The organism is Microbulbifer hainanensis, from assembly GCF_014904735.1.
Lineage (GTDB): Bacteria > Pseudomonadota > Gammaproteobacteria > Pseudomonadales > Cellvibrionaceae > Microbulbifer > Microbulbifer hainanensis.
In genome coordinates this window covers 17091-41961 of record NZ_JACZCR010000040.1, presented here as the reverse complement: position 1 = coordinate 41961, position 24871 = coordinate 17091, and the positions used below count along the sequence as shown (strand labels likewise).

The window sequence follows — 24871 nt, the reverse complement described above, 5'->3', positions numbered from 1 at the left end:
ATGTCCCGCTGCCTCCGACAGTAAAACGGACAGCGCCGCTGGCGCTAACTCTGCAGCGCAGCCGGCAGGCGCTCGACAAGAAAATCAACGAGTGAGCGTACCGAAGGCAGCATACCCCGGCGACTGGCAAACAGTATGTGCACGTCCTCTTCGGGCGTACTCCACTCTGGCAACACCCTTACCAGCGCGCCATATTTTAGCCCACGCGAGGCTATCCGCTCGGGCAGCAATGCGATGCCGACCCCACTGATGGCCGCCTCGTACTGCACACTGAGATCCGAGCACAGTAAGCGGGGGCGGTGCTCGACGCGCGCGCTGTGCCCGTCCGCCGTGACCAGCGACCATATTTGTTTTTCACCTCCAGCGAGCCCCCCCAGCGTATCGCATTCTGCCAACTTTTCCGGACTGTCAATTTGGCCGGCCGAATCGAAAAATGCGGGGCTGGCAGCCAGGATAAAGCGTCCGCTGGCAATTCGGCGGGCGACCAGTCCCGGCTGCTGCAGCGCGGAATCTCGCGCCCTTACGGCGATATCGACGCGCTCTTCGATCAGGTTAATGTTTCGGTCATTAGAGTCCAGTTCCACGCGCACCTTCGGATGGGCCACCATGAACTCCGCAAGCAACCGCGCAATATACAGTTGTGCCATGGCTACCGGGCAACTTAGCCGTACGGTTCCCACCGGCTCGCTGCGCATTTGCGCGATCGCCTCCACCGCCGCGTCCGCCTCAATCAGCATCGCGGCACAGTGTTCGTAAAAGGCCTGTCCGGCTTCTGTCAGTGCCAGGCTCCGTGTGCTCCGCTGCAGCAGGCGCACCCCCAGGCGCTCCTCCAGCTGCGCGACTCGGCGACTCAATTTGGAGCGGTGAACGTGAGCGACCTGTTCTGCGGCGGTAAAACCGCCGTGCTCAACGATTAACGCAAAGTACCTTAGGTCATTGAGATCCATCATTACTATCCTGAAATTGAGATAGTGAATTGAAAAACAGCATCTTTTTAGCGGGCGGCATTTTTTCTATTTTTACCCGTGTACCAATGAGGTGACCGCTGTCATCCACACGAATTACCAACCTGAGGAAAGACCTATGAGCGCACGACTCGATTTCTACAAAGCCAGCCCCGGCGCGATCAAGGCGATGCTTGCCCTGGAAGAACAGATCGGAAAGTCCAGCCTGGAAAAACCGCTGGTCGAGCTGGTACGCCTGCGGACCTCTCAAATCAACGGCTGCGCCTTTTGCGTCGACATGCACTCCGCGGATGCCAAAAAAGGTGGCGAGGACGATCGTCGCCTGGCAACTGTCGTCGCCTGGCGGGAAACACCATTCTTCACCGAGCGTGAACGCGCCGCGCTGGAATGGACCGAGTCGCTGACGCTGATTTCCGAGACGCATGTCCCGGACGCCACCTGGGAAGCAGTTAAGCCCCATTTCAGCGAGGCCGAACTCTCCGACCTGACCCTGTTGATCAATGCCATCAACGGCTGGAACCGGTATGCAATTGCCTTTCGCAAAGGCCCCGAATAGCGCTGGCAAGCATCGCGCAAGTGATGCAGCCAAACCTGTTGTCCGGGGCTCGCGCCCCGGATGCTTCGGAATTTTCCATACCCTTACCCCCTCGCCCCGCGCTGCGATGGCCGCCCCAGCCACGACCCGCATAGACTTACGTCAAACCGCCGCGCCGCGCCGCGACTTTTGCCACCGCCGACCAGTCCAGCTCCGCATCACCCTGGGCGATAGCATCCAGTAGGTTGTCGCGTAATATACTGGCAAAGGGTAACGGCAGGTGCGCTTCCTCGGCCGCCTGCATAGCCAGCTGTACATCCTTGAGCCCCAGCGGCAATTTGAAGCCAGCGGGTTCAAAGCGCTGCTGCGCGATCATAGCGCCGTAGCCCTTGTATACCGGTGCGCCAGCGAAGAGGGTATTCACTAATAAATCCAGGAAGTTGGCGGCATCGATACCCTGGGCACGCACCAGCGCGAAAGACTCCCCCATGGCTTCCAGCGCGCAGGCAATAGAAAAATTTGCGGCGATCTTCACCGCGTTGGCCCGCTCCGGCAATGTTCCGAAATGCCAGGTCCGTTGCCCCAGAATATCCAGCAACGGCTGCACACGCCCGATAGCGTCGTCAGCACCCGCGGCCAGAATGTTCAGTTTTCCCGCGGCAGCCACATCGGTCCGGCCGAGTACCGGCGCCGCGACATAGCCAATACCGCGCTCGGCGTGCGCGGATGCCAATTCGCGGGCGAAGCGCAAGGACACCGTAGCCATATTGACGTGAATACTTTCACGTCGCATCCCCGCCAGGATACCGCCGTCGAGCAACAGGTCGCGAACCGCGGTATCGTCTGAAAGCATGGAAAACAGGACGTCAACATCGGCCAGCTCTCGCGCCGAAGCCACGCTCTCCGCGCCCTCCTCGACCAGTGCCTGAACCACAGTCTGATTTCGCGCCCACACCTTTACCGGGTAATTGGCCCGAAGGAGATTGACCGCCATTGGCCGGCCCATGGCTCCCAGGCCGATAAATCCAAGTCGCATTTCGTCTCCTCCAACCAGGTTTACTATTTTGGCTACCGCGAGTCCGATGCCCACCCGGATGACGATGCCAAAAAGGCCGCATGCATGGACGACTGCGTGGTAAACCAAGTTCAAATAGAAAAAGAGTAGATGTGAAATCGCTGGATCCCTAGACGTGTGTGCGGAAGAAACACCAAGCGTCTCTAACAAGCCCCACAGAGAGATTGTCTACATCCGTTCCCTACCCATATCCCGCGCTATTCCCACTACGCCCACGGGTGTAATCCCCTGGCAAGCGAGCGAGCTATTCTATAGGAACGTCGCCACTTCATTTGGCGCGGTTCTGCAATAATCAATTGAAAAAGAGACCGTTTATCACCAGTAGTCGCAGACTTATGGTGGCGGCATTTCCTCAAGGGTAGTGACGCCGGAAGTATTCATGAGTACGACACAGGTCTCCCCCACCGACGCATCCGGCGGTCAGCCTCAGGCCGCTGCGGGCGCCGTGGAATTCGGCCCCCGGCTCCTGACCGGTCTGTGCGGCGTCCTGGTGGCGACGCTGGCGGCCGGCTTCAACGGCAATATTATCGATATCGCACTGGCCGATGTACGCGGCGCGATGTCAATGGGTCTGGATGAGGGCCGCTGGCTCTCTGCCTGGTATCAGGCGACCCAGGTGGCCGCGATGGCATTTGCTCCCTGGTTTGCCGTGACCGTCTCCCTGCGACGCTTCACCCTGTTTGCAATTGCCGGCATGCTGGTGCTTGGTATCGCCTGCCCCCTGGCACCCGATTACACGTCGCTGCTGGTGATGCGCAGTGTGCAGGGGCTGATGGCCGGGTGCCTGCCGCCGATGCTGATGACCGTGGCATTGCGCTTCCTGCCACCCAGCATCAAGGTTTACGGGCTGGCAGCCTACGCACTGACCGCAACCTTTGGCCCGAATCTGGGGATCGCGCTGGCGGCCCTGTGGACCGACTTTGTCGGCTGGCGTTTCCTCTTCTGGCAAGTCGTGCCCCTCGGCCTGCTCTGTCTCGCTGCGATAGCTTACGGAATTCCGCAGGATCCCGTGCGCCTGGAACGCTTCCGCCAGTTCGACTGGGTGGGCCTGCTGACCGGCTTTCCCGGCATATGCGCGCTGGTACTTGCACTGTTGCTGGGCGACTGGCTGGACTGGTTCAATTCCCCGTTCATCACAGGCCTGCTTTTTAGCGCTGGCGCCCTGCTGTCTGTGTTCTTCATTAATGAGGCCCGCCATCCAGCACCATTTTTCGCTCTCTTTATATTGCGCCGGCGCAATTTCTCCCACGCGCTCTTCACCCTGTCGATGTTCCTCGTCATCGCCACCACATCGTTTGCCCTTCCCAGTGGGTACCTGGCGCAGGTCCAGGGGTACCGGCCGCTGCAGATGGCGCCACTCTCCCTACTGGTGGCATTGCCGCAAATCGTGCTGCTGCCCATCGTGGCCGCACTGTGCAACCGACCCTGGGTGGACTGCCGCTGGCTGATGGGCCTGGGACTCGCGATCTGCGCGCTGTCGCTGTGGCTCGGATCATCGCTGACCAGTGCCTGGTCGCGGGAAAATTTTTACTTGCCGATGGTGCTGCAGATGGTCGGGCAACCGATGGTGGTGGTCTCGATACTCCTGTCCTCGACCAGCGTGGTACATCCGATGGAGGGGCCGGTGGCCTCGGCCTGGTTCAATTCCATCAAGTCTTTTGCGGCCGTGCTGGCAACCAGCGCACTGTCATTATTGATACGGATACGCGGACAAAATCACGCCACTACGCTGGCGGATCAACTGGGCAACAGCCCGCTGGTGTTGCAGCAGCTGCAACAATCGGCGGCCCGGGGCGGCGAACAGGTCATTGCCCAGCTCGGGCAACAGGTTCAAGAGCAGGCGCAGGTGCTGGCCAGCGCCGACATCTACCAATATATGGCCCTACTGGCGGTATTTCTGATCGCGCTGATTCCGCTGGTACCACAGCGGGTATATCCGCCGGGAATGGCCGCAAAATCCAAATAATGAACACACCAAACTATGAAGCAGGAGTTGGTGATGAGTGACGTCACTGATAATACGACGACAAAACGCTACGCCATGATAACGGCAGCTCTGCTCGCCGCTATCGCCCTCGCCGTATTTATCTGGACCAGACTCGATGGCAGTGAATCGACCGACGATGCCTATGTCACCATCGACAGCACCCTGGTGGCACCGAAGGTCGCGGGGTTTATCGATGAGGTACTAGTGCAGGATAACCAGCATGTCAAAGCCGGTGACCTGCTGGCACGTATTGAAGACAGTGACTTCCGCGCGGCCCTCAACGAGGCGAGCGCCGGCGTAAGTGCCGCCGAGGCAAACCTCAAACACGCGGAGGCAAGCTTGGAAAAACAAAAAGCCGTGATCCAGCAGGCCCGCGCCAACATCACTGCAGGCCGGGCAGAAGTTGTCTTTGCCGATCAGGAACGGAAACGGTATGCGACCCTGGTGACCCGCGGCGCAGGATCGCTTCAGGATTCACAGCAGGCCAACTCAAGATACGACGCGGCCGATGCTCGCCTGGAATATCAAAGAGCAGCGCTGGTATCCCAGGAACGTGAACTGCAAGTGCTGCGCACCCAGCGCGACCAGATGGCTGCGCACCTCCAGCAGGCACAGGCCGAACTCGAGAAAGCCCAGCTCAATCTCTCGTATACGCGCATCAGTGCACCAATCGACGGCGTGGTCGCCAACCGCGCAGTTCGTCAGGGAGCCTATGTCAACCCGGGCAACCTGTTGCTGGCCATCGTGCCGGTCAGCAAGGCCTATGTGGTCGCCAATTACCGCGAAACCCAACTCGCGCATATTCGGCCCGGACAGTCTGCGTCCATGCGGGTGGACTCAATACCTGATGTGATTTTTTCCGGACACGTAGACAGCATCGCGCCGGCTACCGGCCTCGAGTTCGCACCGATAAAGCCGAGCAACGCCACCGGCAATTTTACCAAGGTAGTGCAGCGGATTCCCGTGAAGATCGTATTCGAACCGAATCAGGCCGGGCTAGGCCGGTTGCGCGCCGGCATGTCGGTAGTCACCAAAATCGAACCGTCTGATCAAGAAACTAGCCGTTAAGCTTAATAGCCGTGCAGGAGTCTGTTATGACTGCAAGAACTTTCATGATCACAGGTGCCAGTAAAGGCATTGGCCTCGCACTGTCAAACTACTTAGCTTCAAACGGACACCAGGTGGTGGGCTTGGCACGCGGCAAGCCCGAAGCCGCCTTTCCCGGCACACTGGTTTCTGTAGATCTCGGCGATTCCGCACAAACCGCAGAGGTTCTCGCCGAGTTAACGCAGAAATACCAATTCGATGGACTGGTCAACAACGTCGGGCTCGTTTCGCAACAGCTGTTGGGTGAAGTGACGCTCGAGGCTTTTGACTCGGTCATCGGTCTCAACCTGCATCCCGCCCTGCTGGCAACACAGGCCCTGCTGCCGCACATGCGCACCCGCGGTTGGGGGCGTATCGTCAATATTTCCAGTTTAACCGTGCTCGGTATCACCCACAGAACGTCGTACGCCGCAGCCAAGGCCGCGATGATCAGTTTTACCCGGTCCTGGGCGATGGAGCTTGCACAGACGGGGATTACCGTAAACGCCGTCGCGCCGGGCCCGACCGAAACCAAACTTTTCCGTGAAAACAATCCTCCGGGAAGTGAAGGCGAAGCCCACTATCTGTCTGGCGTTCCCATGGGGCGCTTCGGCCGACCGGAAGAAATTGCGGCGGGCATCGCTTTTTTGTTGTCTGAAAAAAGTAGCTTTATGACGGGGCAAACACTCTTTATCGACGGCGGTGCCTCTATCGGCAAAGCGCCTTTCTGACCTGCATCGACATACCCCGGGGCCGCAATTAGGTGCGACTTTCCCGGGGCTAAACTTACCGCCAGTCCAACCTCAATCCAACTGGCCCCCCTTACCACCAGGAGTGAAAACCATGCGCAGAAATTCATTCGCCTTCTCTACAGTACTATCTACCGCCTTATCGCTGGCTGTTTGCAGCGGCCCCGCCCTCGCCCATGGCGGCGCCGGCGACGAAGAAGTGAAACAGCTGGCCGAAGCCCAGCTACCCAAGCAAGCCAACACCCACGCCACCGCGCTGCGCGTGGACTTCGCACCCGGCGCCACCTCGAAGCCGCACACCCACCCTGGCCCGGTATTTGTGGTCGTGATCAGCGGCGAAGTCGAATCTGCACTCGACGGAGAAGCGCCCAAGCGCTACAAGGCCGGCGACGCCTGGTACGAGGCGCCCGGCCAGCTGCATCGCATCACGCGCAATGCGAGCCAAACAAAACCGGCAACGCTCGTCGCTTGGCTGCTGTCTGATGGCAGTACGCCATTGGTCAAGCCCACCGAAAACTAGTGGTTGACCCCGGATCCGTCATTACATTCTTGTAGCGACGGAGGGTTACGCGCGGGTAGGCTCGGGACACTTAACCAAACGGCGTCCTACCCGCTGATAGCAAATCGGGCGCCAACTGGCCGCTGGGAGGTAGCCGGATAGAGATCGTGAAAAATTTCCGGCTAAACCACAGATTTCTATAATTACCACCACAATCTGCCCCTAGCTCTCAATTTCGATCGGTGATCGGGGGGGGCAGCCCCCTCACCTCGAGGTCACGTCAAGGCCACATACATCAACAGCACCGCGAACAGCCCCACCAGGAAAACCCCACCCCAGAAATAGCGTACCGAACGCTCGATTTGCTGTGGATTTCTTTTGACTCTTCTTTTCTTCGATTTCATGGCCAATTTCTCCTGTTTTAGCGAGGCAAGCCTAAAAACCAGCGCCTTTCCCAGCCGGATACCTGCGATTGACAGGCACCTTACTCACCCTGAAAAATTTCCACCTGAGCCGGCTGGCTGCTGCTCCTGCTCGCGCGGTACATGCCCGTTGTGTTGAAGGTGAGCGCGATGTTGCCGGACCGGTCGAGTACAATCACCCCGCCGGTTCCCCCGATCGGTGCCAGAATACCGTTGATCACTTTATCCGACGCCTCTGCCACCGATTTGCCCTGGTACTTGACGCGAGCACAGATGTCCGCGGCGACGTTGTAGCGGATAAAGTATTCGCCGTGCCCGGTTGCGGAGACTGCACAGGAATCATTATCGGCAAAGGTCCCGGCACCGATGACCGGTGAATCGCCGATGCGGCCATAGCGCTTTGCGGTCATGCCGCCGGTAGAAGTACCGGCCGCGAGGTTCCCCGCCCGATCCAGCGCCACGGCCCCCACAGTGCCCACCTTGAACGGCGTCGGCAGCGCGTCAACCGCAGCCTGGTAATCTTTCACCTTCCGCTCTTTCTTGAGTTTTTCCTTGGCCTCGTTCAACTGCTTCAGGCGCTTTGGCGTGTCAAATAGCTTGTTGTCCACCAGCGGTACGCCCTGTGAACGGGCAAAGGCCTCAGCGCCCTCCCCGGCCAGCATGACGAACGGTGATTTTTCCATCACCAGCCGCGCCAGGCTGATCGGGCTCGCTATATGCTGCACGCCAGCCACGGCGCCGGCCTGGCGGGTCTTGCCATCCATAATGGAGGCATCCAGTTCGTGCTTGCCGTCATAAGTGTACACAGCGCCCTTGCCCGCATTGAACAACGGCGAGCTCTCCATCGTGGTAATGGCGGCGACCACCGCATCCAGGCTACTACCGCCCCTTTCCAGTACCGCGTAGCCCTTGTCCAGGGCCTCGCGCAGTTTGGCGCGGTAAGCCTTTTCCTGCTCCGGGGTCATCTTGCTCTTTTCAATCGTACCGGCACCACCATGAATAGCGATGGCAATCGGGCGCTCAGCCGCCAGCGCCGGCATACAGAACAGCAGCGCGGACATAATCAGCGATAGGGAGACAGTTTTCATGGCTCTTCCTTAAAATTCTTCTATTTGAGACATTTAATAACATTAAGCCGGAATTGATGAAAGAGGAGCGATGGGTGAACCATTCCCGGTACAGCATTATCCGTGGCACCAGTCACCGGCCCGGCAGGGATACAGAGCTAAAACAGGCCTGGCCGGGCTAGAAGTAAACCGCCAAGTAGTAGGACAAGGTTCCCACCACACCCAGTACATAGGTGTAGAACGCGGCGGGTAAAATCAGGAACAGGACCATCGCCTTTCCTTTCGAAACCGGAAATGTCAATGCGGCACGGTAACTCGTTACGCAGGACCAGAAAGAAAAGACGTAGCAGCTCAGCATAAACCAGTCGTTCAGGACTGATCCCGAATACCAGAACTCGTCGTAACTGGAGAATTTCAGCGGCAGGAGTATTCCCAGACAAATCCATGGCAATACCTGGATCAGGTTTTGATACTGCCAGGCAGCGCATGCCTGCCGTATGGGTATATCCGTGGCACCACACAGCTCCAGCCTCGCGTGATACCACCAGCCGGTGATAAACCAGAGAATTACCCCACTGGCCGTTCCCCCTATAAACGACAGCGTAAAGTAAGCCGGCCACGATCCAATCAAGTCATTAATTATCGGCGCGATGGCGATCTGTTCACCGCCTTCCATTCGATACAGAAATCCATCAATGCGCTCCTGCATTGACATCACACCCGCCAGCCAGGCCACCAGTAAAATCTCGAAGCGGTTCGATAGCCATTCCTGGCTGGAGAAGTAGCGGGTGGGATTCGTGAAAAGGATCGAGAGATTGCGGGGACTCAGAGGTGAGCCCTGCATCGGCAGCTCGCGATTCCGCGCATCTTCATTATCGCTTGCCATCAAGTCGGACGATGGGGGCAGATAGGGTGTCTGTTCGTTTGCCGACATACTGAGCCCTTCTTTCTATTTGTTATCGCGAGTACCAAGTACTGCCCGCCCGAATTTGCGAACGGTATCGAAACCAGATCCCGGGTTTCCCGAACGCTGTTATGGGGAGGGCAATCACTGGCACAGAAGCGGATAGCGCTGGGGTTGTTATCCACTATCCGAAAGACGCAGTGCAAAAGGCGCAGACTGCAAAGTCAAAAGTCTAGCAGCAGCCGCAAGCGTCAGCTGGGATTTCACACGTCGGCCAAATTCGCGGTTTCACAACCATGGCCACGATGAACAAAAGTCACAATTGGCATTACTGCCCGATAGCTCACAAAGACCTGGCGTCAGAGCTCAGCCACGTAATCAAATTTTCTAGAGGATTGGTCTAATTGACGCCACCGCTTTTATTTCGATGCTTGGCGCGGCACCGCCCTGTCGTCTCGTCCATCTTCCACAAAATAAATTTTCCCCGACCGCATCCAATTCACCTCGCTGGGTGGTCAATAAACTGATTGGCAATGGGCATCCGGCGCGTATCCGGCTCATCCCGGCTCCGAGCCCGTAGCCAGTAACCGGAGTTTAGTGATTTGATAAAACCCAACCTGCTCCTAGGGTCGCCGTTGGCGAAATTTGTAATCCAGGCAAAAGAGACAAATGAAGAAGAAATATCTGAAAGTCGCGGCACCGGTATTGGTACTCGCGCTGGGTTTTGGGGTTGTGCAATTGATGTCGGCCGCCAAGCCGGCCCCGGAGAAGAAGGAGGAGGAGCACCGCCTGGTATCCCTCGCCTACTCTGAGGCCCGGGAAGAAACGGTGCATCTCACCGTGGCAACCCAGGGTGAAGTGCGCGCCCACACCGAAATCGACCTCACCCCTCAGGTTGCCGGGCGCATCGTCGCCGTTTCCGATAGCTTCGCGGAAGGTGCGGGGTTTGAACCGGGCGAGACGCTGGTTCAACTGGACGACGCCGACTACAAGCTCGCCTTAGCCCGCGCCAAGGCCGGCGTTGCAGAAGCCGAAACGCTCGTACTGCAGGCCAAGGCCGCGGCGAGCATCAAGCGCCAGCAGTGGCTCTCCGTGCACCCCAACAAAAAACCGACGCCCCTGCAGGTTAACCAGCCCCAGGTAGCCGAGGCTGAAGCCAGGCTGCGATCGGCACAGGCCGAACTCGAAGAAGCCGAGTTGAAGCTCGCCCGCACCAAGATCCAGTTGCCGTTTCGCGGCCGGGTAATTCGGCGCGATATTGGCGTGGGCCAGTACGTGACTACCAACAGTCCCCTTGGCCGCGTCTTTGCCACCGACCGGGTCGAAGTGCGCTTGCCACTGACCGACTCCCAGCTGATGGAGCTCGACCTGCCCATGGGCTTCGTCGCCACCGAAGAAAAACCCGGCCCCCAGGTGACCTTCACCGCGCAAGTCGGCTCGCAGCAGCACCAGTGGCGTGGGCGTATCGTGCGCACCCAGGCGGCGGTAGATCAGCAGACCAGACTGATCTACGCAGTAGCGGAAGTGAACGATCCCTACGGCACCGGTGCCAGCAACGGCGTACCGCTCGCGGTCGGAATGTTCGTCACCGCTGGCGCCGAGGGCATACAGGGACATCGCGCCCTGGTACTGCCGCGGGAAGCACTGCGTAACGCCGACAAGGTGTATGTGATCGATCCGGATAACCATTTGAGCATCCGCACTGTGGAAGTCCTGTCCACCTCGGAAGACCGGGTAGTGGTGACCTCTGGCGTTGCGGACGGCGAGCGTGTCGTCACCTCCACCATCGCCAACGCTGTCGATGGCATGGAAGTCCAACCCATGACCCAGCTGGCCAAGCAATAACGGAACGCACCCATGAACAAACTGATTGAATGGTGGGCCCGCAACAGCGTTGCCGCCAACCTGGCCATGGTGGGCATTTTCGTCGCCGGTCTCATTGGCTTTTCCAGCATGGAGCGGGAAATGGACCCCCAGGTGCGCTTCCCGGGTCTGGAGATCATGGTCTCCTGGCCGGGCGCCGCACCGGAAGAAGTCGAGCAGCAGATTGTGGCCCGCATAGAAGAGTCCGTCAGCGACCTGGACAACATCGAATGGGTGCGCTCGAGTTCTTCCGAGGGACAGGGCGAGGTCTATATCCTGGCCGAATCCAACGTCGATTTCTCCCGCTTCATGAACGACGTCAAGATCCGTGTGGACGGTATCTCGTCTTTCCCCCGCGACATAGAACCACCCCAGGTACACCAGTGGGTGAACCGCGAGGAATTTATTCGCGTGGCCGTACATGGCGACCTGAGTGAGCGGGAGCTCAAACGGCTGGCGGAACAGCTGCGGCGCGAGGTTGCGACCCTGCCGGCCATTTCCGTGGTCGAACTCTTCGGCACACGTATGGAAGAAGTGTCCATCGAGGTGAGTGAACTGGCCCTGCGCCGCTACGGCATGACTTTCCAGGAAGTGGCCGATGCCATCCGCTCCGACTCCCTCAACCAATCTGCCGGTACCGTCAGGACCGAGGCAGGTGCCTACCAGATCAAGGTGCGCAACCAGGCCGACAATGCCAAAGATTTCTCCAATATCATCGTGCGCCAAACCGCCGACGGCGGCACCATTCGCGTCGGCGATGTCGCCCACGTAGTGGATGGCTTCGAAGACAACGAAATCCTCGCTACCCTGAACGGCGAGCCCGCGGTGCTGCTGCAGGTCATGAGTACCGAGACGATGGATATCGTCACCGCGTCGAAATCGATCCACAAGTGGATCGACGAGCGCCAGAAAACCCTGCCCCCGGGTGCCAAACTCACGCTCTGGACCGATAACGCCAAGGAATTCAAGAGCCGCCTCGATACGATCGGCACCTCTGCCCTGCAGGGGTTGATCCTGGTACTGCTGGTTCTGGTACTCAGCTTGCGCCCGAAGGTGGCTTTCTGGGTAGCCATGGGTATCGCCACTGCCTACGCCGGCGCCTTCGTGCTGCTGCCCAGCATGGGCGTATCCCTGAATATGCTGTCCACTTTTGCCTTCCTGCTGGTGCTGGGGATCGTCGTGGACGATGCCATTGTGGTGGGCGAGAGTATTCATACGGAATCGCATAATCCGGAGAACCGGGGCCCGGACGGCGGCCTGAATGCCGCGATACTCGGCACGCAACTGGTGGCCAAACCGGTAATCTTCGCGGTGGTCACCACGATATTCGCGTTCCTGCCGTGGATCTTTATCAGCGGTTCCACCAGTGAATTCACCCGTCATATCACCTGGGTAGTGATCCTCGCACTGGTGTTTTCCCTGATTGAGTCGCTGTTCATATTGCCGGCGCACCTCAGCAAAATGAAGCCGCGCACAAAACTCGGCCGGTTCGGGCGTGTCCAGAAACGGATTGCCGACGGCATCATCAGTTTTGCCCAGAATCACTACCGCCGCATCGGCCAGTGGGCGGTGGATCGCCGTTACCTGACACTGAGCATTTTCATCGCCGTCCTGATGATCGGATTCGGCATGTTCGGCAGCGGCTGGGTGAAGAAAAGCTTTATGCCGGATATCGAATCCGACCAGATCATCGTCAATGTCGTCATGCCTGAGGGCGCTCCCTACAGCCGCGCACTGGAAGTACTGGCGCAATTGCAGGATGCGGAAAAAAGCCTTGAGGACGAAGTCAACCAGCGCACTGACGGTGAGGGCGCACTGATCGAGAACTGGTATACGCGCTCCCGCCGCGACAGCGTCATGGCTATTGTCCAGCTGGCGCCGCCAGAAGTCCGCGACATGTCGGCCAAGGATGCCGCGTTGCGATTGCGCGAACTACTAGGCGATATTCCGGATGCGAAGGAAGTCTCGGTGCAGTATTCGCTCAACAACAACGGTCCCGGATTTGAACTCTCCATCCGCCATCCCGACCTGGACGTCTTGCGCCGCGCCACCGCGGACCTGGAAAACCAGCTGCGCACTTACTCGAGCCTGTACGATGTCCGCAACAACCTGGAAGGTGCTTCGGAGGAAATCCGTATTCAGCTCAAGCCCGGCGCGGAAAAACTCGGGCTGACGCTGGCGGCGGTCAACCGCCAGGTGCGCCAGGCTTATTTCGGTGAAGAAGTACAGCGCCTGCCCAGAGCCGGACAGGACGTCAAGGTAATGGTGCGCTACCCGCTCGCCTCACGCCGCTCTATCGAGAGTCTGAAGGACTTCCGCGTGCGCACGGCCGACGGCCGCGAGGTTCCACTGCTGGCCGTTGCAGACCTGGAATACGCGCCGGGTATCAAGCGCATCCAGCGCTGGAACGGCAACCGCGCGGCGCGGGTCATGGCGGACCTGAAAGACGATGTCCGCGGCGAGATCATGGAAGACCTGAACAAGAACTTCTTCCCGGAATGGGAAAAGCGCTACCCCGGTATCATCCGCGGCGCAGTGGGGCAGGCAGAGGGTGAAAAACGCTTCATTCAGGAAGTGGTAGGCCTCTACACCATGGCCCTGTTTGCCATGTACAGCCTGCTGGCAGTGGCTTTCCGCAGTTACTTCCAGCCCTTGCTGATCATGGTAGCCATCCCCTTCGCCTTCGTCGGCGCCATCTTCGGCCACGGGGTGCTGGGACTGACCATGGCGATATTCAGTTACTTCGGTATCGCCGCAGCGGCGGGCGTGGTGGTCAACGACAACCTCGTGTTGATGGACCAATGCAACCGACTGCGCGAGCAGGGTATGGCGCCGTTAAAAGCGATAGTGGAAGCCGGCGTTTCTCGCTTCCGCCCTATCCTGCTAACCACGCTCACCACCATCGCCGGCCTGATGCCGATGATGATGGAGCGCAGCATCCAGGCAGCCTTCCTGAAACCCACCGTTGTGGCACTGGCATTCGGGGTTTTCCTGGCCTTCTTTGTCACGCTGTTACTGGTGCCAGCACTTTACGGAATTGGTATCGATATCAGCGCATTGGCTGGCCGGACAAAGCAAGCCGTATCAAGCCGCATGACAGGAAAAAAACAACATCCTGCCATGACACCCGAGTAACGGCACTACTCCCATAAAGAAGGCCCCGGATTGGTAACTCTCCGGGGCCTTTTCATTTGTCGACATCAAACTCCTGCCGCTAACCGTCAGCGTACACACCTATCTTTTGCACAATTACAATCAATACAATTGCACCTATCCTTAAAATAGTTCCCCCCTTTTCAGGCCGCAGATGATTCGCCGTTGAGGAAACGCAGCTTGTGCATATCGGTGCTGCCAAACTGGAACTGGAAAGTGGTCAGGCGCTTGAAGAAATGGCCTACATCCAGCTCATCGGTCACACCGATACCGCCGTGAATCTGTACCGCTTCCTGCCCCACCTTGCGTGCAGCGGCGCCAATACGGCTCTTAGCCGCAGATACCGCACGCTGTGCCACACCACCGTTGGCATCCATTTGCATCGCGGCCATATACAGGATGGAGCGGCCTTGTTCCACTTCGATAAACATATCTGCCATGCGGTGCTGCAGGGCCTGAAACTTTGAAATTGGCACACCGAACTGCTTGCGGGTCTTGGTGTACTCGACGGTTTTTGCCAGCGTCACCGCCATGGCGCCCACCGCTTCCGCGCAGATTGCCAAGGTCGCCCGATCGATCACTTTCTCGATTCCAGGCAGCGCCTTGCCCTCTTCTCCCAGCAGACAGGCAGCCGGTACAGACACATTGTCAAGGGAGATTTCCGCTGCGCGCTGGCCGTCCACGGTGGCGTAACCGCGACGCCGTACGCCCCGCGCTTCTGCGTCGATCAGCAGCAGGCTGATGCCGTCGCGATCGCGCTGTTCGCCGCTGGTACGCACTGCAACCAGTAGCTTGTCTGCAGCTTCGCCGTTCAGCACCACGGATTTGGCACCATTAACAATAAACTCGTCGCCGCGACGCTCAGCGGTTACGGTCACGTTGTTCAGCTCGTAGCGGCTCTCCGGTTCTGTAAAGGCGAACGCCAGTTGCAGTTCTCCCCCCATAATGAAGGCAAGCAGCTCCTCCTTCTGGCTGTCATTACCGCATTCAGCAATCAGCCCGCCACCAAGTACCGCTGTGGCCAGGAAAGGCTCAACCAACATGCCCTTGCCGAACTCCTCCATGACCACAATCAGGTCAGTGGCGGAGCCGCCCAGGCCGCCGTCACCCTCGGAGAAAGGCACCATCAGCCAACCCAGTTCGGCAAACAGGTTCCAGTTTTCCTCACTGAAGCCCCTGGGGCTTTCTGTAATTTTTCTGCGGGTATCGAAGTCGTAATCCTGCTGGATAAACTTGCTTACACTGTCTTGCAGCATTTGCTGCTCTTCGCTGTAGGAAAAGTTCATTCTTCTTATCTCCCTATCACAGACCGAGCACGGCCTTGCAAATGATGTTCTTCTGGATTTCGTTACTGCCCCCGTAAATAGACGCCTTGCGGTTGTTGAAATAGCGCGGCGCCGCGTTGGCCGCAGTACCCGGCCCCACCGGCTCGCCGTCGAAGCCGGGCGCAAACTGGTCCTTCACGAACGGCATGCTGTAATTGCCCGCTGCTTCCACAAACAACTCGTCGATCAGCTGGGCAACCTCTGTCCCCTTGATCTTCAGTATCGATGATTCCGGCCCCGGTGCCTTACCGGTACTGACAGAGGCCAGGGCGCGCAGCTCGGTGTATTCCAGAGCCAGCAATTCCAGCTCGACGTCCACGATTTTTTGCGCGAATGCCAAGTTGTCGAGCAGGCTGCCCGCACCATCGGCGGTCTCTGCGGCCAGCCGCTTCAGTTGCCCCAGGCGCTGTTTGGAGTTGGCCACCCGCGCAATACCAGTGCGCTCGTGGGTCAGCAGAACCTTGGCATAGGTCCAGCCCTTGCCTTCCTCGCCGATACGGTTCTCTACGGGGACGCGCACATTGTCGAAGAACACTTCGTTGACTTCGCGGTGTCCATCCAGCGTGATGATCGGGCTGACGGAAATGCCCGGATCATTCATGTCGATCAGCAGGAAGCTGATAGCCTCCTGGTTCTTCACGTCAGGGCCACCGGTACGTACCAGACAGAAAATCCAGTCGGCATAGTGCCCCAGGGTGGTCCAGGTTTTGGTGCCATTGACGACATAGTGGTCGCCGTCGCGCACTGCGGAGGTTTTCAGGGAGGCCAGGTCAGAACCGGCATTGGGTTCGGAATAGCCCTGGCACCACCAGACGTTGCTGGCGAGAATGTCGGGCAGGAACCGCTGCTTCTGCTCTTCGTTACCGTAGGTGTAGATCACCGGCGCAACCATCTTCATGCCAAAGGGAATCACGTCCGGCGCGCCCGCGACGGCACACTCATTGGCCCAGATATACTTCTGCGTCGGGGTCCAGCCGGTGCCGCCGTGCTCCACCGGCCAGTTCACTGCGGCCCAGCCCTGCTCGTGCAGGATCTTTTGCCAGCGTACATAGTCCTCTTTTTCCATGTGCAGGCCATTCAGCGTTTTGCGGCTGAGATCTGCCGGCAGCTTTTCTTTCAAGAAGGCACGCACCTCCTCGCGAAAGGACAATTCTTCTTCTGTGAGATCAATATTCATTTCTTATTTTCTCCAAGCACTATTTATGCAATTTCCCGAACCATATTCCGCGCAATCACCATGCGCTGGATTTCGGAGGTACCCTCATAAAGCCGGAATAAACGGACGTCGCGGTAAAAGCGCTCTACGGCATATTCGGAGATGTATCCGGAGCCGCCGTGAATCTGTACCGCGCGGTCGGCCACCCGGCCCACCATCTCCGTCGCGAACAATTTGCAACAGGACGCCTCCGTGCTGACGCGCTCGCCGTCGTCGCGCCGGCGCGCAGCGTCCAGCACCATGCACTTGGCCGCATAGGCCTCGGCCCGGCAATCCGCGAGCATCGCCTGTACCATCTGGTGCTCGGCAATGGGCTTGCCAAACTGGCGGCGCTCCACGGCGAACTTCAGGGCATCATCGATCAGGCGCTCGGCGATACCGACGCTCAGTGCGGAGATATGCAGGCGGCCGCGATCGAGCACTTTCATCGAAGTGATGAAGCCCTCGCCCTCCCTGCCACCGATCAGGTTTTCCGCCGGCACACGCACGTTGTCGAAAATCACATCACAGGTATAGGAACCCGCCTGCCCCATCTTTCGGTCTTTGGCACCCAGAGAAATGCCAGGCGTATCTGCATCGACAATAAATGCCGACACGCCACGGGCGCCGGGGATTTCCGGATTTGTCCGAGCCATCACGGTAAAAGTACCGGCGCGCGGTGCATTGGTGATAAATCGCTTGGTGCCATTCAGCACATAGAAGTCACCATCGTAACGGGCACTGGTTTTCACCGAGGCGGCATCAGAGCCAACGTCCGGCTCGGTCAGGCAGAACGAACCGATCAGCTCGCCGGATGCATAACGCGGCAGGTACTTGTTCTTTTGCGCATCGGTGCCGTCAAACACGATGGCCGCGGAGCCGATACCGTTGTTGGTACCGATCAGTGAGCGGAACGCGGGGGAAGTGCGCCCCAGCTCCATCGCCACCAGGGTTTCCTCCTCCATGGTGAGTCCCAGGCCACCGAATTCCTCGGGAATCGTCAGCCCAAACAGGCCCATTTCACGCATTTCGGCGACGATTTCCTCCGGAATCGCATCCTCTTCTGCGACCTGCGCTTCCGCCGGTACTAGTCGCTCCCCCACGAAGCGGGCGATGGTGTCGAGCAGCTGCTGCAGGATCTCCCCGTCTCGAATCATGTTCTTCCCCCAAGACGCACTTTTAGCCGCACGCCTGCCTTTTCTGACTATTGAAAAACTCTCCGGATACGATAACAATAGCATTGCGTACCGCAGAGCGGAACACCCATATCAAAATAAGATCTCTTGTGCTGTAAATGCACAAAAGGAGAGAGAAAATTGGAAGTCGAAACTGATTGCCCACCTGCAGCATCGCTGCTCACACGGGAGGATTTGGAGCAATTCGAGGCGGTGCCCCTGCGGCAGCGCTACCCCTGGCTGTCCAGCTTCGAACTGCTGAGCCACGCAGCGCGGAAATTCGGCGATGACCCGGCTCTGTCCTACCTGCCCACGGCAGTGCGCGATGAGGAACCCATTCATATCAGCTATCGCCAGCTGCTGGGTCGGGTATGCCAGATGGCCAATCTGCTGCACGCTCTGGACTTCGGCACCCAGGACGCGGTGGCCATCCTGCTGCCGATGATTCCCCAGGCCCATATCGCCCTGTGGGGCAGCCAGGCGGCGGGTATCGCCAGCCCTATCAATCCGCTGCTCGAACCGGAGCATATTGCCGAAATCATCAATACCACTGGTGCGAGAGCCCTGGTGGCACCCGGTCGGGAAGACAGCGCGGAAATGTGGCAAAAGGTCCAGCGCATCAGCGAAATGGCTCCGGGGCTGGAGCACCTGATCCTGGTACGCCGCGACAGCCAGGCGCCACTGCCGGAATGCGGAGCGCTAAAGGTATGCGACCTTAACGAGGCGCTGTCCGGCCAACCCGCAGATCGGCTGGTGAGCAATCGTCAGTTTCGCGCCGAAGACATCGCGGCCTACTTCCACACCGGCGGCACCACCGGCCGCCCCAAGGTTGCCCGATTGACACACGGCAATATCGCCTTCGTAGCCCAGAACTATGCCGAGCGCACCATCGACAAGGGGCGCTTCACCACCCTGGCGGCACTGCCCCTGTTCCATATTTACGGCACCGTGCCCGCGGGCATAGCCACCCTCTTCGCCGGTCGGCGCCTGCTGATGATGACCGCCACCGGGTTCCGCAATCCCAATGTCATCCAGAACTGCTGGCACCATGTGGCGCGATTCCAGATCAAGGGCTTTGCCACCGTGCCCACGGTACTGGCGCTGCTACTTCAGGTACCAGCTGATGGCGAGAACATCAGTTGTCTGCAGGACATCACCAGCGGTTCTGCCCCACTTCCCTCCGGGCTCAAAGCGGCCTTCGAAGAGAAATTCCAGGTATCGGTCATCAACGGCTACGGCATGACCGAATCCACCGGGATTCTGAACCGGCCTTTTGGCAGCTGTGAGGTACCGGCGGGCAGCGTGGGCATGCGCCTGCCGTATATGGAATTAAAGGTGGCCGATCTCGACGGCAACCGTATCCGCCGCAGTTGCGGCGCCGGCGAAGTGGGCAGCGTACTGGTGCGCGGTCCACATATTTTTGCCGGTTACCTCAACCCCACTGACAACGAGAAAGTCTGGGTGGAACACCGCTGGTTTAATACCGGCGATCTGGGCTTTCTCGACGCCGCCGGCAACCTGACCCTCACCGGCCGCGCCAAGGACCTGATAATCCGCGGCGGCCACAATATTGATCCCGCACTGATCGAAGATCCTTTGAGCCGTCATCCGGCAGTGGCCATGGCGGTGGCCATTGGCCAGCCGGATGCGGAAACGGGGGAACTGCCGGCTGCCTTCGTAACGCTGTGCGCAGCAGAAAGCGTGAGCGAAGAATCGCTACTGAAATACTGCCGCGAGCATATTTCCGAACGCGCCGCGGTGCCCAAGCGCATCGAAATCATTAAAGAGATGCCACTGACCGCCGTGGGCAAGGTATTCAAGCCGGAACTGCGCAACCGCGCCACCGAATTCGCGCTCACGGTGAAACTGCAAAATGCAGATATCGAAGCGCGGGTATCCGCATGGCACGACCCACAGCGCGGTCTGGTGGCCTCGGTTGCCCTGGACAATGCCGACCTGCGTTTACAGGCCGAACAATTATTGCGCGGCTTTCCGTTGACACTCGAATTCCGAGACTGACCCGATGGAGAAACCACCCATGTCACAAGCATTCATTTACGATGGCGGCCGCAGCGCCTTCGGCCGCCACGGTGGCGGTCTCTCGGGCGTGCGCCCGGATAATCTGCTCGCCCACGTGATCAAAACCCTCGCCGAGCGCAACAACTTTGCCCCGGATTTGTACGAGGACGTGATCGCCGGCAGCACCAACCAGGCCGGCGAAGACAGTCGCAACGTCGCCCGCTTTGCCGGTCTGCTCGCGGGCCTACCGCTCGAATGCGGCGGTCTCACCGTAAACCGCCTGTGCGGTTCCGGCCTCGCAGCCACCCTCGATGCCGCGCGCTGCGTGCAGACCGGTAATGGCGAACTGTTCGTAGCCGGCGGAGTGGAATCCATGAGCCGGGCACCGCTGGTGGTCTCGAAGGCCAACAGCCCCTTCGACCGCAATCAGGTGATGGCCGATACCACCATGGGCGCGCGCTTTAGCAACCCCGACATCGTCGAGCAATTCGGCGGTCACAGCATGCCCGAGACGGCGGACAATATTGCCGCCGACCTCGGCATTACCCGAGAGGAAAGCGACCGGTTCGCCGCCGCCTCCCAGGAAAAATACGAGGCGGCGCGCCAGGCTGGATTCTTCAGCGAAGAAATCATTCCCATTGAAGTATTCGCCGGCCGCAAGAAGCCACCAGTGCTCGTGGATGTGGATGAACATCCGCGCCCCGGTACCGATATGGCCGCGCTGTCCAAGCTACACAACCTGTTCGAAGGTGGTGTAGTCACTGCGGGCAACGCGTCCGGCATCAACGACGGCGCCGCCGCCCTGTTGATTGGCAGTGAGCGGGCGGGCAAAACCGCGGGCATCGAGCCCCGCGCGCGTATCGTCGCCGGCGCCATTGCCGGTGTGGAGCCGCGCGTTATGGGCCTCGGCCCCGTACCCGCAACCCGCAAGGCCCTGGCCCGTGCCGGCCTCACCCTCAACGATATGGATGTGATGGAATTCAATGAGGCCTTCGCCACCCAGGCGCTGGGCTGCCTCAAGCTGCTGGAACTCAATAGCGACGACCCGCGCATTAACCCCAATGGCGGCGCCATCGCTGTGGGCCACCCGCTGGGCGCCTCTGGTGCGCGCATCATGTACACCGCGCTGCGACAACTTGAGCGCACCGGTGGTCGCTACGCGCTGGCCACCATGTGTATCGGCATCGGCCAGGGAATCGCTGTCGTCATTGAGCGGCTTTAAAAATTTCTGCGAAGAATAATTAACGGGGAATGAATCGTGTCTGTCGTCACTTACGAACTGATTGAAAACATCGGCGTTATCCGCCTGAACAACCCACCCGTCAATGCGCTGTCACACGCACTGCGTGAAGGTATCCAGGATGCCATCAACCGGGCACAGGAAGATGCCTCCAAAGCCCTGATCCTGATCTGCGAGGGCCGCACCTTTATTGCCGGCGCAGACATCAGCGAGTTTGGCAAGCCGCCCAAGGCACCGTCGCTGCCCGAAGTAATCTCTGCGATCGAAGGCTCGGCGAAGCCGGTGATTGCCGCCATGCACGGCACCGCACTCGGTGGAGGCTTCGAAGTCGCGCTGGCCTGCCATTATCGCTGCGCGCTGTCTTCCGCCAAGGTGGGTCTGCCCGAAGTAAAACTCGGCCTGCTCCCCGGCGCCGGTGGCACCCAGCGCACGCCGCGCCTCGCCGGCGTCGAGGCGGCGCTTGAATTGATCACCAGCGGCGCGCCGGTTGCAGCGAATAAAGCTGCGCAAATGAATCTTATCGACCGCGTCATCGACGGCGAACTGCTCGAGGGTGCCCTCGACTACGCCCGCGAACTGGTGACTGCACAGGCGCCGGCCCGCCGCGTCAGCGATCTCATGATTGATCCCGCCAGCGCTCCGGCGGAACTGTTTGAAGGCTTCCGCAGCAAGCTAGCGAAGCGCGCTCGCGGCCAGATGGCACCGCAACTGATCGTCAGCTGCGTGGAGGCCGCCGTTGCTCTGCCTATCGAACAGGGTTTGGCGAAGGAACGTGAACTGTTTATCGAATGCCTGCAGTCAAGCCAGTCGGCGGCAATGCGTCATCTGTTCTTTGCCGAACGCGAGGCGAGCAAGGTCAAGGGTCTGGACAAGGACACTCCGAAACGCGAGATCGCGTCCGTGGCGATTATCGGTGGTGGAACCATGGGCGGCGGCATTGCGATGAACTTCGCCAATGTGGGTATCCCGGTAAAGCTGGTAGAAATCGATGACGAAGCCCTGGCCCGCGGCCTGAGCATTATCGAAAAGAACTACAGCATTACCGTCAAGAAAGGCAAGCTCAGCGAAGCGCAGAAAGACCAGTGCCTGTCTCTGATCCAGGGCACTACCGACTACGCGGATCTGGCCGACGTGGATCTGGTGATCGAGGCGGTATTCGAAAACCTGGAACTGAAGAAAGAGATCTTCGCCGAGCTCGACAACAGCTGCAAGCAGGGCGCCATCCTCGCCACCAACACTTCCTACCAGGACGTGGACCAGATTGCCGCCGCCACCCGGCGGCCGCAGGATGTCATCGGCCTGCACTTCTTCAGCCCTGCCAACGTGATGAAGTTGCTGGAAGTGGTGCGCGGCGACAAGACTGCGGACGATGTCATCGCGACGGCCATGGCACTGGGAAAGAAAATCCACAAGGTGCCGGCACTCTCCGGCAACTGCTACGGCTTTATCGGCAACCGTATGCTGCGCCACTATGCCCGCGAAGCACAGCTATGCATGATTGAGGGCGGCACCCCGGAGCAAATCGACAGCGTGATGCAGGATTGGGGGATGGCCATGGGTCCAATGGCCGTGGGCGACCTGGCCGGACTGGATATCGGCTACAAGGCTCGCCAGGGACTGACCGACGAACAGAAAGGCGACCCCAAGACCTACTGCATCGCCGATGCTCTCGTTGAGATGGGCCACTTGGGGCAGAAGACCGGCGCCGGCTACTATCGCTACGATCCGGAGACCCGTGCGCGTATTACTGATCCGGAAGTAGTCGAAGTGATCGAAACCCAAGCCAAGGCTCACGGAGTCAGCCGTCGCGCGATCGATAACAGCGAAATTCTCAACCGCCTGACTTGCGCACTGATCAACGAAGGCAGCAAGATCCTGCAGGAAGGCATTGCACAGCGCCCCGGTGATATCGACGTGGTCTATGTATTCGGCTACGGCTTTCCCGCTTACCGCGGCGGCCCCATGCAATACGCCGATACTGTGGGCCTGAAAAGAATCCACGACACTATTGTCATGTTCGGTCAACGTTACGGGGAGGAGTACTGGACTCCGGCGCCGCTGTTGAAAGAGCTGGCCGAATCCGGCAAAACCTTTGCCGAGTGGGCCAGGGGAAAATAATAGAAAAACCGATGGGAAACCCGCTACGAGTTAACCTGGCACTTGGCGAGGCGCCCGACCCCACCGGCCGCCTCGCCGTTGCTTACGGTTTGTCTACACGGCCTTTCACTGAGTTTCTGCCGCCGAATCCAGAGACAGAATCTATGACTCAACCGCCCCTACAATTTGTGAAGATGTCTGCGGGGCGCGATTTGGCCATGCGATTGGAGCCTGCTACATTAGTCAAAAAATATGAGTGTCCACTCACATCTTACCCCTGAGATGGAAAGCACCGGTGGATGCTGCCTCTGTTATTTCGGGTATACTGCCGCTCCCCACACGGAACACAGATTTTATGAATTCAGTCATCGGCCTTCCCCGTGAAAAAGGCGAGGAAAAAGACCGAAAGTTTATCGAGGCACTGGCCCGCGGGCTGGATGTATTACGGGCCTTCCAGCAAGGTGACGGTTTCCTGGGCAATCAGGAAATTGCCCAGCGTACCGGTCTGCCCAAGTCCAGCGTGTCGCGCCTGACCTACACCCTCACCCAGCTGGGTTACCTGACCTATTCCGAGCGTCTGGAAAAATATCAGCTGGGTAGCGGTGTACTTGCGCTGGGATACGCCTACGTCTCCAACCTGTCAGTGCGCCGGATAGCCCAGCCACAGATGCAGGAGCTGGCCAACAATACCGGTACCGCCGTGGGGCTCTCGGATCGCGACCGCCTGGAAATGATCTACTTGGAACACTGCACGCCCACCGACGTCACCACCTTCCGCCACGAAATCGGCGACAAGATCGACATCGCCCGCAGCGCTTCCGGACGCGCCTACCTGGCCAGCCTGCCGGCGGAAGAACGGCAGTTTCTCGAAAAGCACATTGAGAATAAATACGGAGAGAAATGGCCGAAGATCAAGGCGGGTATCGACGCGGCAGTCCAGCAGTTTGAAGAATCCGGTTTCTGTTCCTCTTTCGGTGAGTGGAACAGGGATATCAATGGAATTGCGGTGCCGCTAATCCTCGGCCGCGGCAGCATTTATGTGTTCAATGCAGGCGGCCCCGCCTTTCGAATCAGCCCGGAATACCTGCAGCGGGAGGTGGCACCTCTGTTGAAAAATATGGTTCGGGATATCGAAGCCACTCTCATTCATTTCTGACCCGTCTCGCCACAGATTCAGACTCTCCTGTGGCGAAATCACAAAGCCTCATCCAAAAGCAGACCCGCGTCCGCTGTTTTCCGATTTAACAGAGAAGGACCATCTTATCCCGCTTCGTTCGATCTTTATTAGAGCCTATTGCCGGAGCAATTTCAGGTACCGAATTCACGATCGCTAGGGTGCCAGTAAACTGATTTGGAAAAATTTCGACACCATTAAGGCACATGTTCAAACGGTTTGTCTTCAGGCGATGCACGCCCCTCTATGCATTTATGTCAATCGACAGCACCCATCAAATGTACTATCAAGTCAAACACCGAAAAGGAAACACGTAGCGTAGATTATCGTGCCTGCTCCAT

The 24871-nt window shown here is 58.9% G+C and carries 19 protein-coding genes; 11 read left to right on the top strand and 8 right to left on the bottom strand.

What is annotated here, in order from left to right:
- Positions 1–44 precede the first annotated feature (44 nt).
- Entirely contained in the window at positions 45–950 is a 906-nt protein-coding gene (locus tag IG168_RS15495; protein WP_193165325.1) for a LysR substrate-binding domain-containing protein, read from the bottom strand.
- A 133-nt stretch (positions 951–1083) separates the two neighbouring features.
- Here IG168_RS15495 and IG168_RS15490 point away from each other — a divergent pair, with 133 nt between their 5' ends.
- The gene (locus tag IG168_RS15490; protein WP_193165324.1) at positions 1084–1521 is read left to right on the top strand and encodes a carboxymuconolactone decarboxylase family protein; all 438 of its coding nucleotides are present in this window, start codon (positions 1084–1086) and stop codon (positions 1519–1521) included.
- A 136-nt stretch (positions 1522–1657) separates the two neighbouring features.
- Here the strand turns inward: IG168_RS15490 and IG168_RS15485 are convergent, their stop codons facing one another.
- Positions 1658–2536 (bottom strand): NAD(P)-dependent oxidoreductase, encoded by an 879-nt coding sequence (locus tag IG168_RS15485; RefSeq protein WP_193165323.1) that lies wholly within the window; start codon positions 2534–2536, stop codon positions 1658–1660.
- Between the two features lie 418 nt (positions 2537–2954).
- Here IG168_RS15485 and IG168_RS15480 point away from each other — a divergent pair, with 418 nt between their 5' ends.
- From IG168_RS15480 to IG168_RS15465, 4 genes are all read left to right on the top strand, one after another.
- Positions 2955–4541, top strand: a complete 1587-nt coding sequence (locus IG168_RS15480) for an MFS transporter (RefSeq protein ID WP_193165322.1) — start codon at positions 2955–2957, stop codon at positions 4539–4541.
- A 33-nt stretch (positions 4542–4574) separates the two neighbouring features.
- Positions 4575–5630 carry an HlyD family secretion protein gene (locus IG168_RS15475; protein WP_193165321.1) on the top strand — a complete coding sequence of 352 codons (1056 nt, stop codon included), beginning with the start codon at positions 4575–4577 and terminating at the stop codon, positions 5628–5630.
- Between the two features lie 44 nt (positions 5631–5674).
- On the top strand, positions 5675–6379 hold the full coding sequence (locus IG168_RS15470) for an SDR family oxidoreductase (protein ID WP_264300118.1): 705 nt from the start codon (positions 5675–5677) through the stop codon (positions 6377–6379).
- A gap of 112 nt (positions 6380–6491) precedes the next feature.
- Positions 6492–6917 carry a cupin domain-containing protein gene (locus IG168_RS15465; protein ID WP_193165320.1) on the top strand — a complete coding sequence of 142 codons (426 nt, stop codon included), beginning with the start codon at positions 6492–6494 and terminating at the stop codon, positions 6915–6917.
- Between the two features lie 254 nt (positions 6918–7171).
- Here the strand turns inward: IG168_RS15465 and IG168_RS20840 are convergent, their stop codons facing one another.
- The 3 genes from IG168_RS20840 to IG168_RS15455 form a co-directional block, all read right to left on the bottom strand.
- On the bottom strand, positions 7172–7300 hold the full coding sequence (locus IG168_RS20840) for a hypothetical protein (protein ID WP_264300117.1): 129 nt from the start codon (positions 7298–7300) through the stop codon (positions 7172–7174).
- 80 nt (positions 7301–7380) lie between these two features.
- Positions 7381–8406, bottom strand: coding sequence for an isoaspartyl peptidase/L-asparaginase family protein (locus tag IG168_RS15460; RefSeq protein ID WP_193165319.1), 1026 nt, complete (start codon positions 8404–8406; stop codon positions 7381–7383).
- Between the two features lie 157 nt (positions 8407–8563).
- The gene (locus tag IG168_RS15455; RefSeq protein WP_193165318.1) at positions 8564–9319 is read right to left on the bottom strand and encodes a hypothetical protein; all 756 of its coding nucleotides are present in this window, start codon (positions 9317–9319) and stop codon (positions 8564–8566) included.
- Between the two features lie 639 nt (positions 9320–9958).
- Here IG168_RS15455 and IG168_RS15450 point away from each other — a divergent pair.
- Together IG168_RS15450 and IG168_RS15445 are read left to right on the top strand one after the other, a co-directional pair.
- Positions 9959–11134, top strand: a complete 1176-nt coding sequence (locus tag IG168_RS15450; protein ID WP_193165317.1) for an efflux RND transporter periplasmic adaptor subunit — start codon at positions 9959–9961, stop codon at positions 11132–11134.
- A 12-nt stretch (positions 11135–11146) separates the two neighbouring features.
- Positions 11147–14287, top strand: a complete 3141-nt coding sequence (locus tag IG168_RS15445; protein WP_193165316.1) for an efflux RND transporter permease subunit — start codon at positions 11147–11149, stop codon at positions 14285–14287.
- A 161-nt stretch (positions 14288–14448) separates the two neighbouring features.
- On the opposite strand, the gene IG168_RS15440 is transcribed toward IG168_RS15445, so the two are convergent.
- Genes IG168_RS15440 through IG168_RS15430 form a run of 3 tightly spaced genes read right to left on the bottom strand, consistent with a single transcriptional unit; the run spans position 14449 to position 17982 of the window.
- Entirely contained in the window at positions 14449–15591 is a 1143-nt protein-coding gene (locus IG168_RS15440) for an acyl-CoA dehydrogenase family protein (protein ID WP_193165315.1), read from the bottom strand.
- A gap of 16 nt (positions 15592–15607) precedes the next feature.
- On the bottom strand, positions 15608–16807 hold the full coding sequence (locus IG168_RS15435) for an acyl-CoA dehydrogenase family protein (protein WP_193165314.1): 1200 nt from the start codon (positions 16805–16807) through the stop codon (positions 15608–15610).
- Positions 16808–16830: 23 nt separating this feature from the next.
- Positions 16831–17982 carry an acyl-CoA dehydrogenase family protein gene (locus IG168_RS15430; protein ID WP_193165313.1) on the bottom strand — a complete coding sequence of 384 codons (1152 nt, stop codon included), beginning with the start codon at positions 17980–17982 and terminating at the stop codon, positions 16831–16833.
- Positions 17983–18141: 159 nt separating this feature from the next.
- Between IG168_RS15430 and IG168_RS15425 the strand changes: the two genes are divergently transcribed.
- The 4 genes from IG168_RS15425 to IG168_RS15410 all read left to right on the top strand — a co-directional run bounded on the left by IG168_RS15425 (position 18142) and on the right by IG168_RS15410 (position 24512).
- Complete coding sequence (locus IG168_RS15425; protein WP_193165312.1) at positions 18142–20019, top strand: acyl-CoA synthetase; 1878 nt, start codon at positions 18142–18144, stop codon at positions 20017–20019.
- Between the two features lie 19 nt (positions 20020–20038).
- Positions 20039–21241, top strand: a complete 1203-nt coding sequence (locus IG168_RS15420; RefSeq protein WP_193165311.1) for a 3-oxoadipyl-CoA thiolase — start codon at positions 20039–20041, stop codon at positions 21239–21241.
- Positions 21242–21277: 36 nt separating this feature from the next.
- The gene (locus tag IG168_RS15415; protein WP_193165310.1) at positions 21278–23377 is read left to right on the top strand and encodes a 3-hydroxyacyl-CoA dehydrogenase NAD-binding domain-containing protein; all 2100 of its coding nucleotides are present in this window, start codon (positions 21278–21280) and stop codon (positions 23375–23377) included.
- 334 nt (positions 23378–23711) lie between these two features.
- Positions 23712–24512, top strand: a complete 801-nt coding sequence (locus IG168_RS15410) for an IclR family transcriptional regulator (protein WP_193165309.1) — start codon at positions 23712–23714, stop codon at positions 24510–24512.
- Positions 24513–24871: the final 359 nt, after the last annotated feature.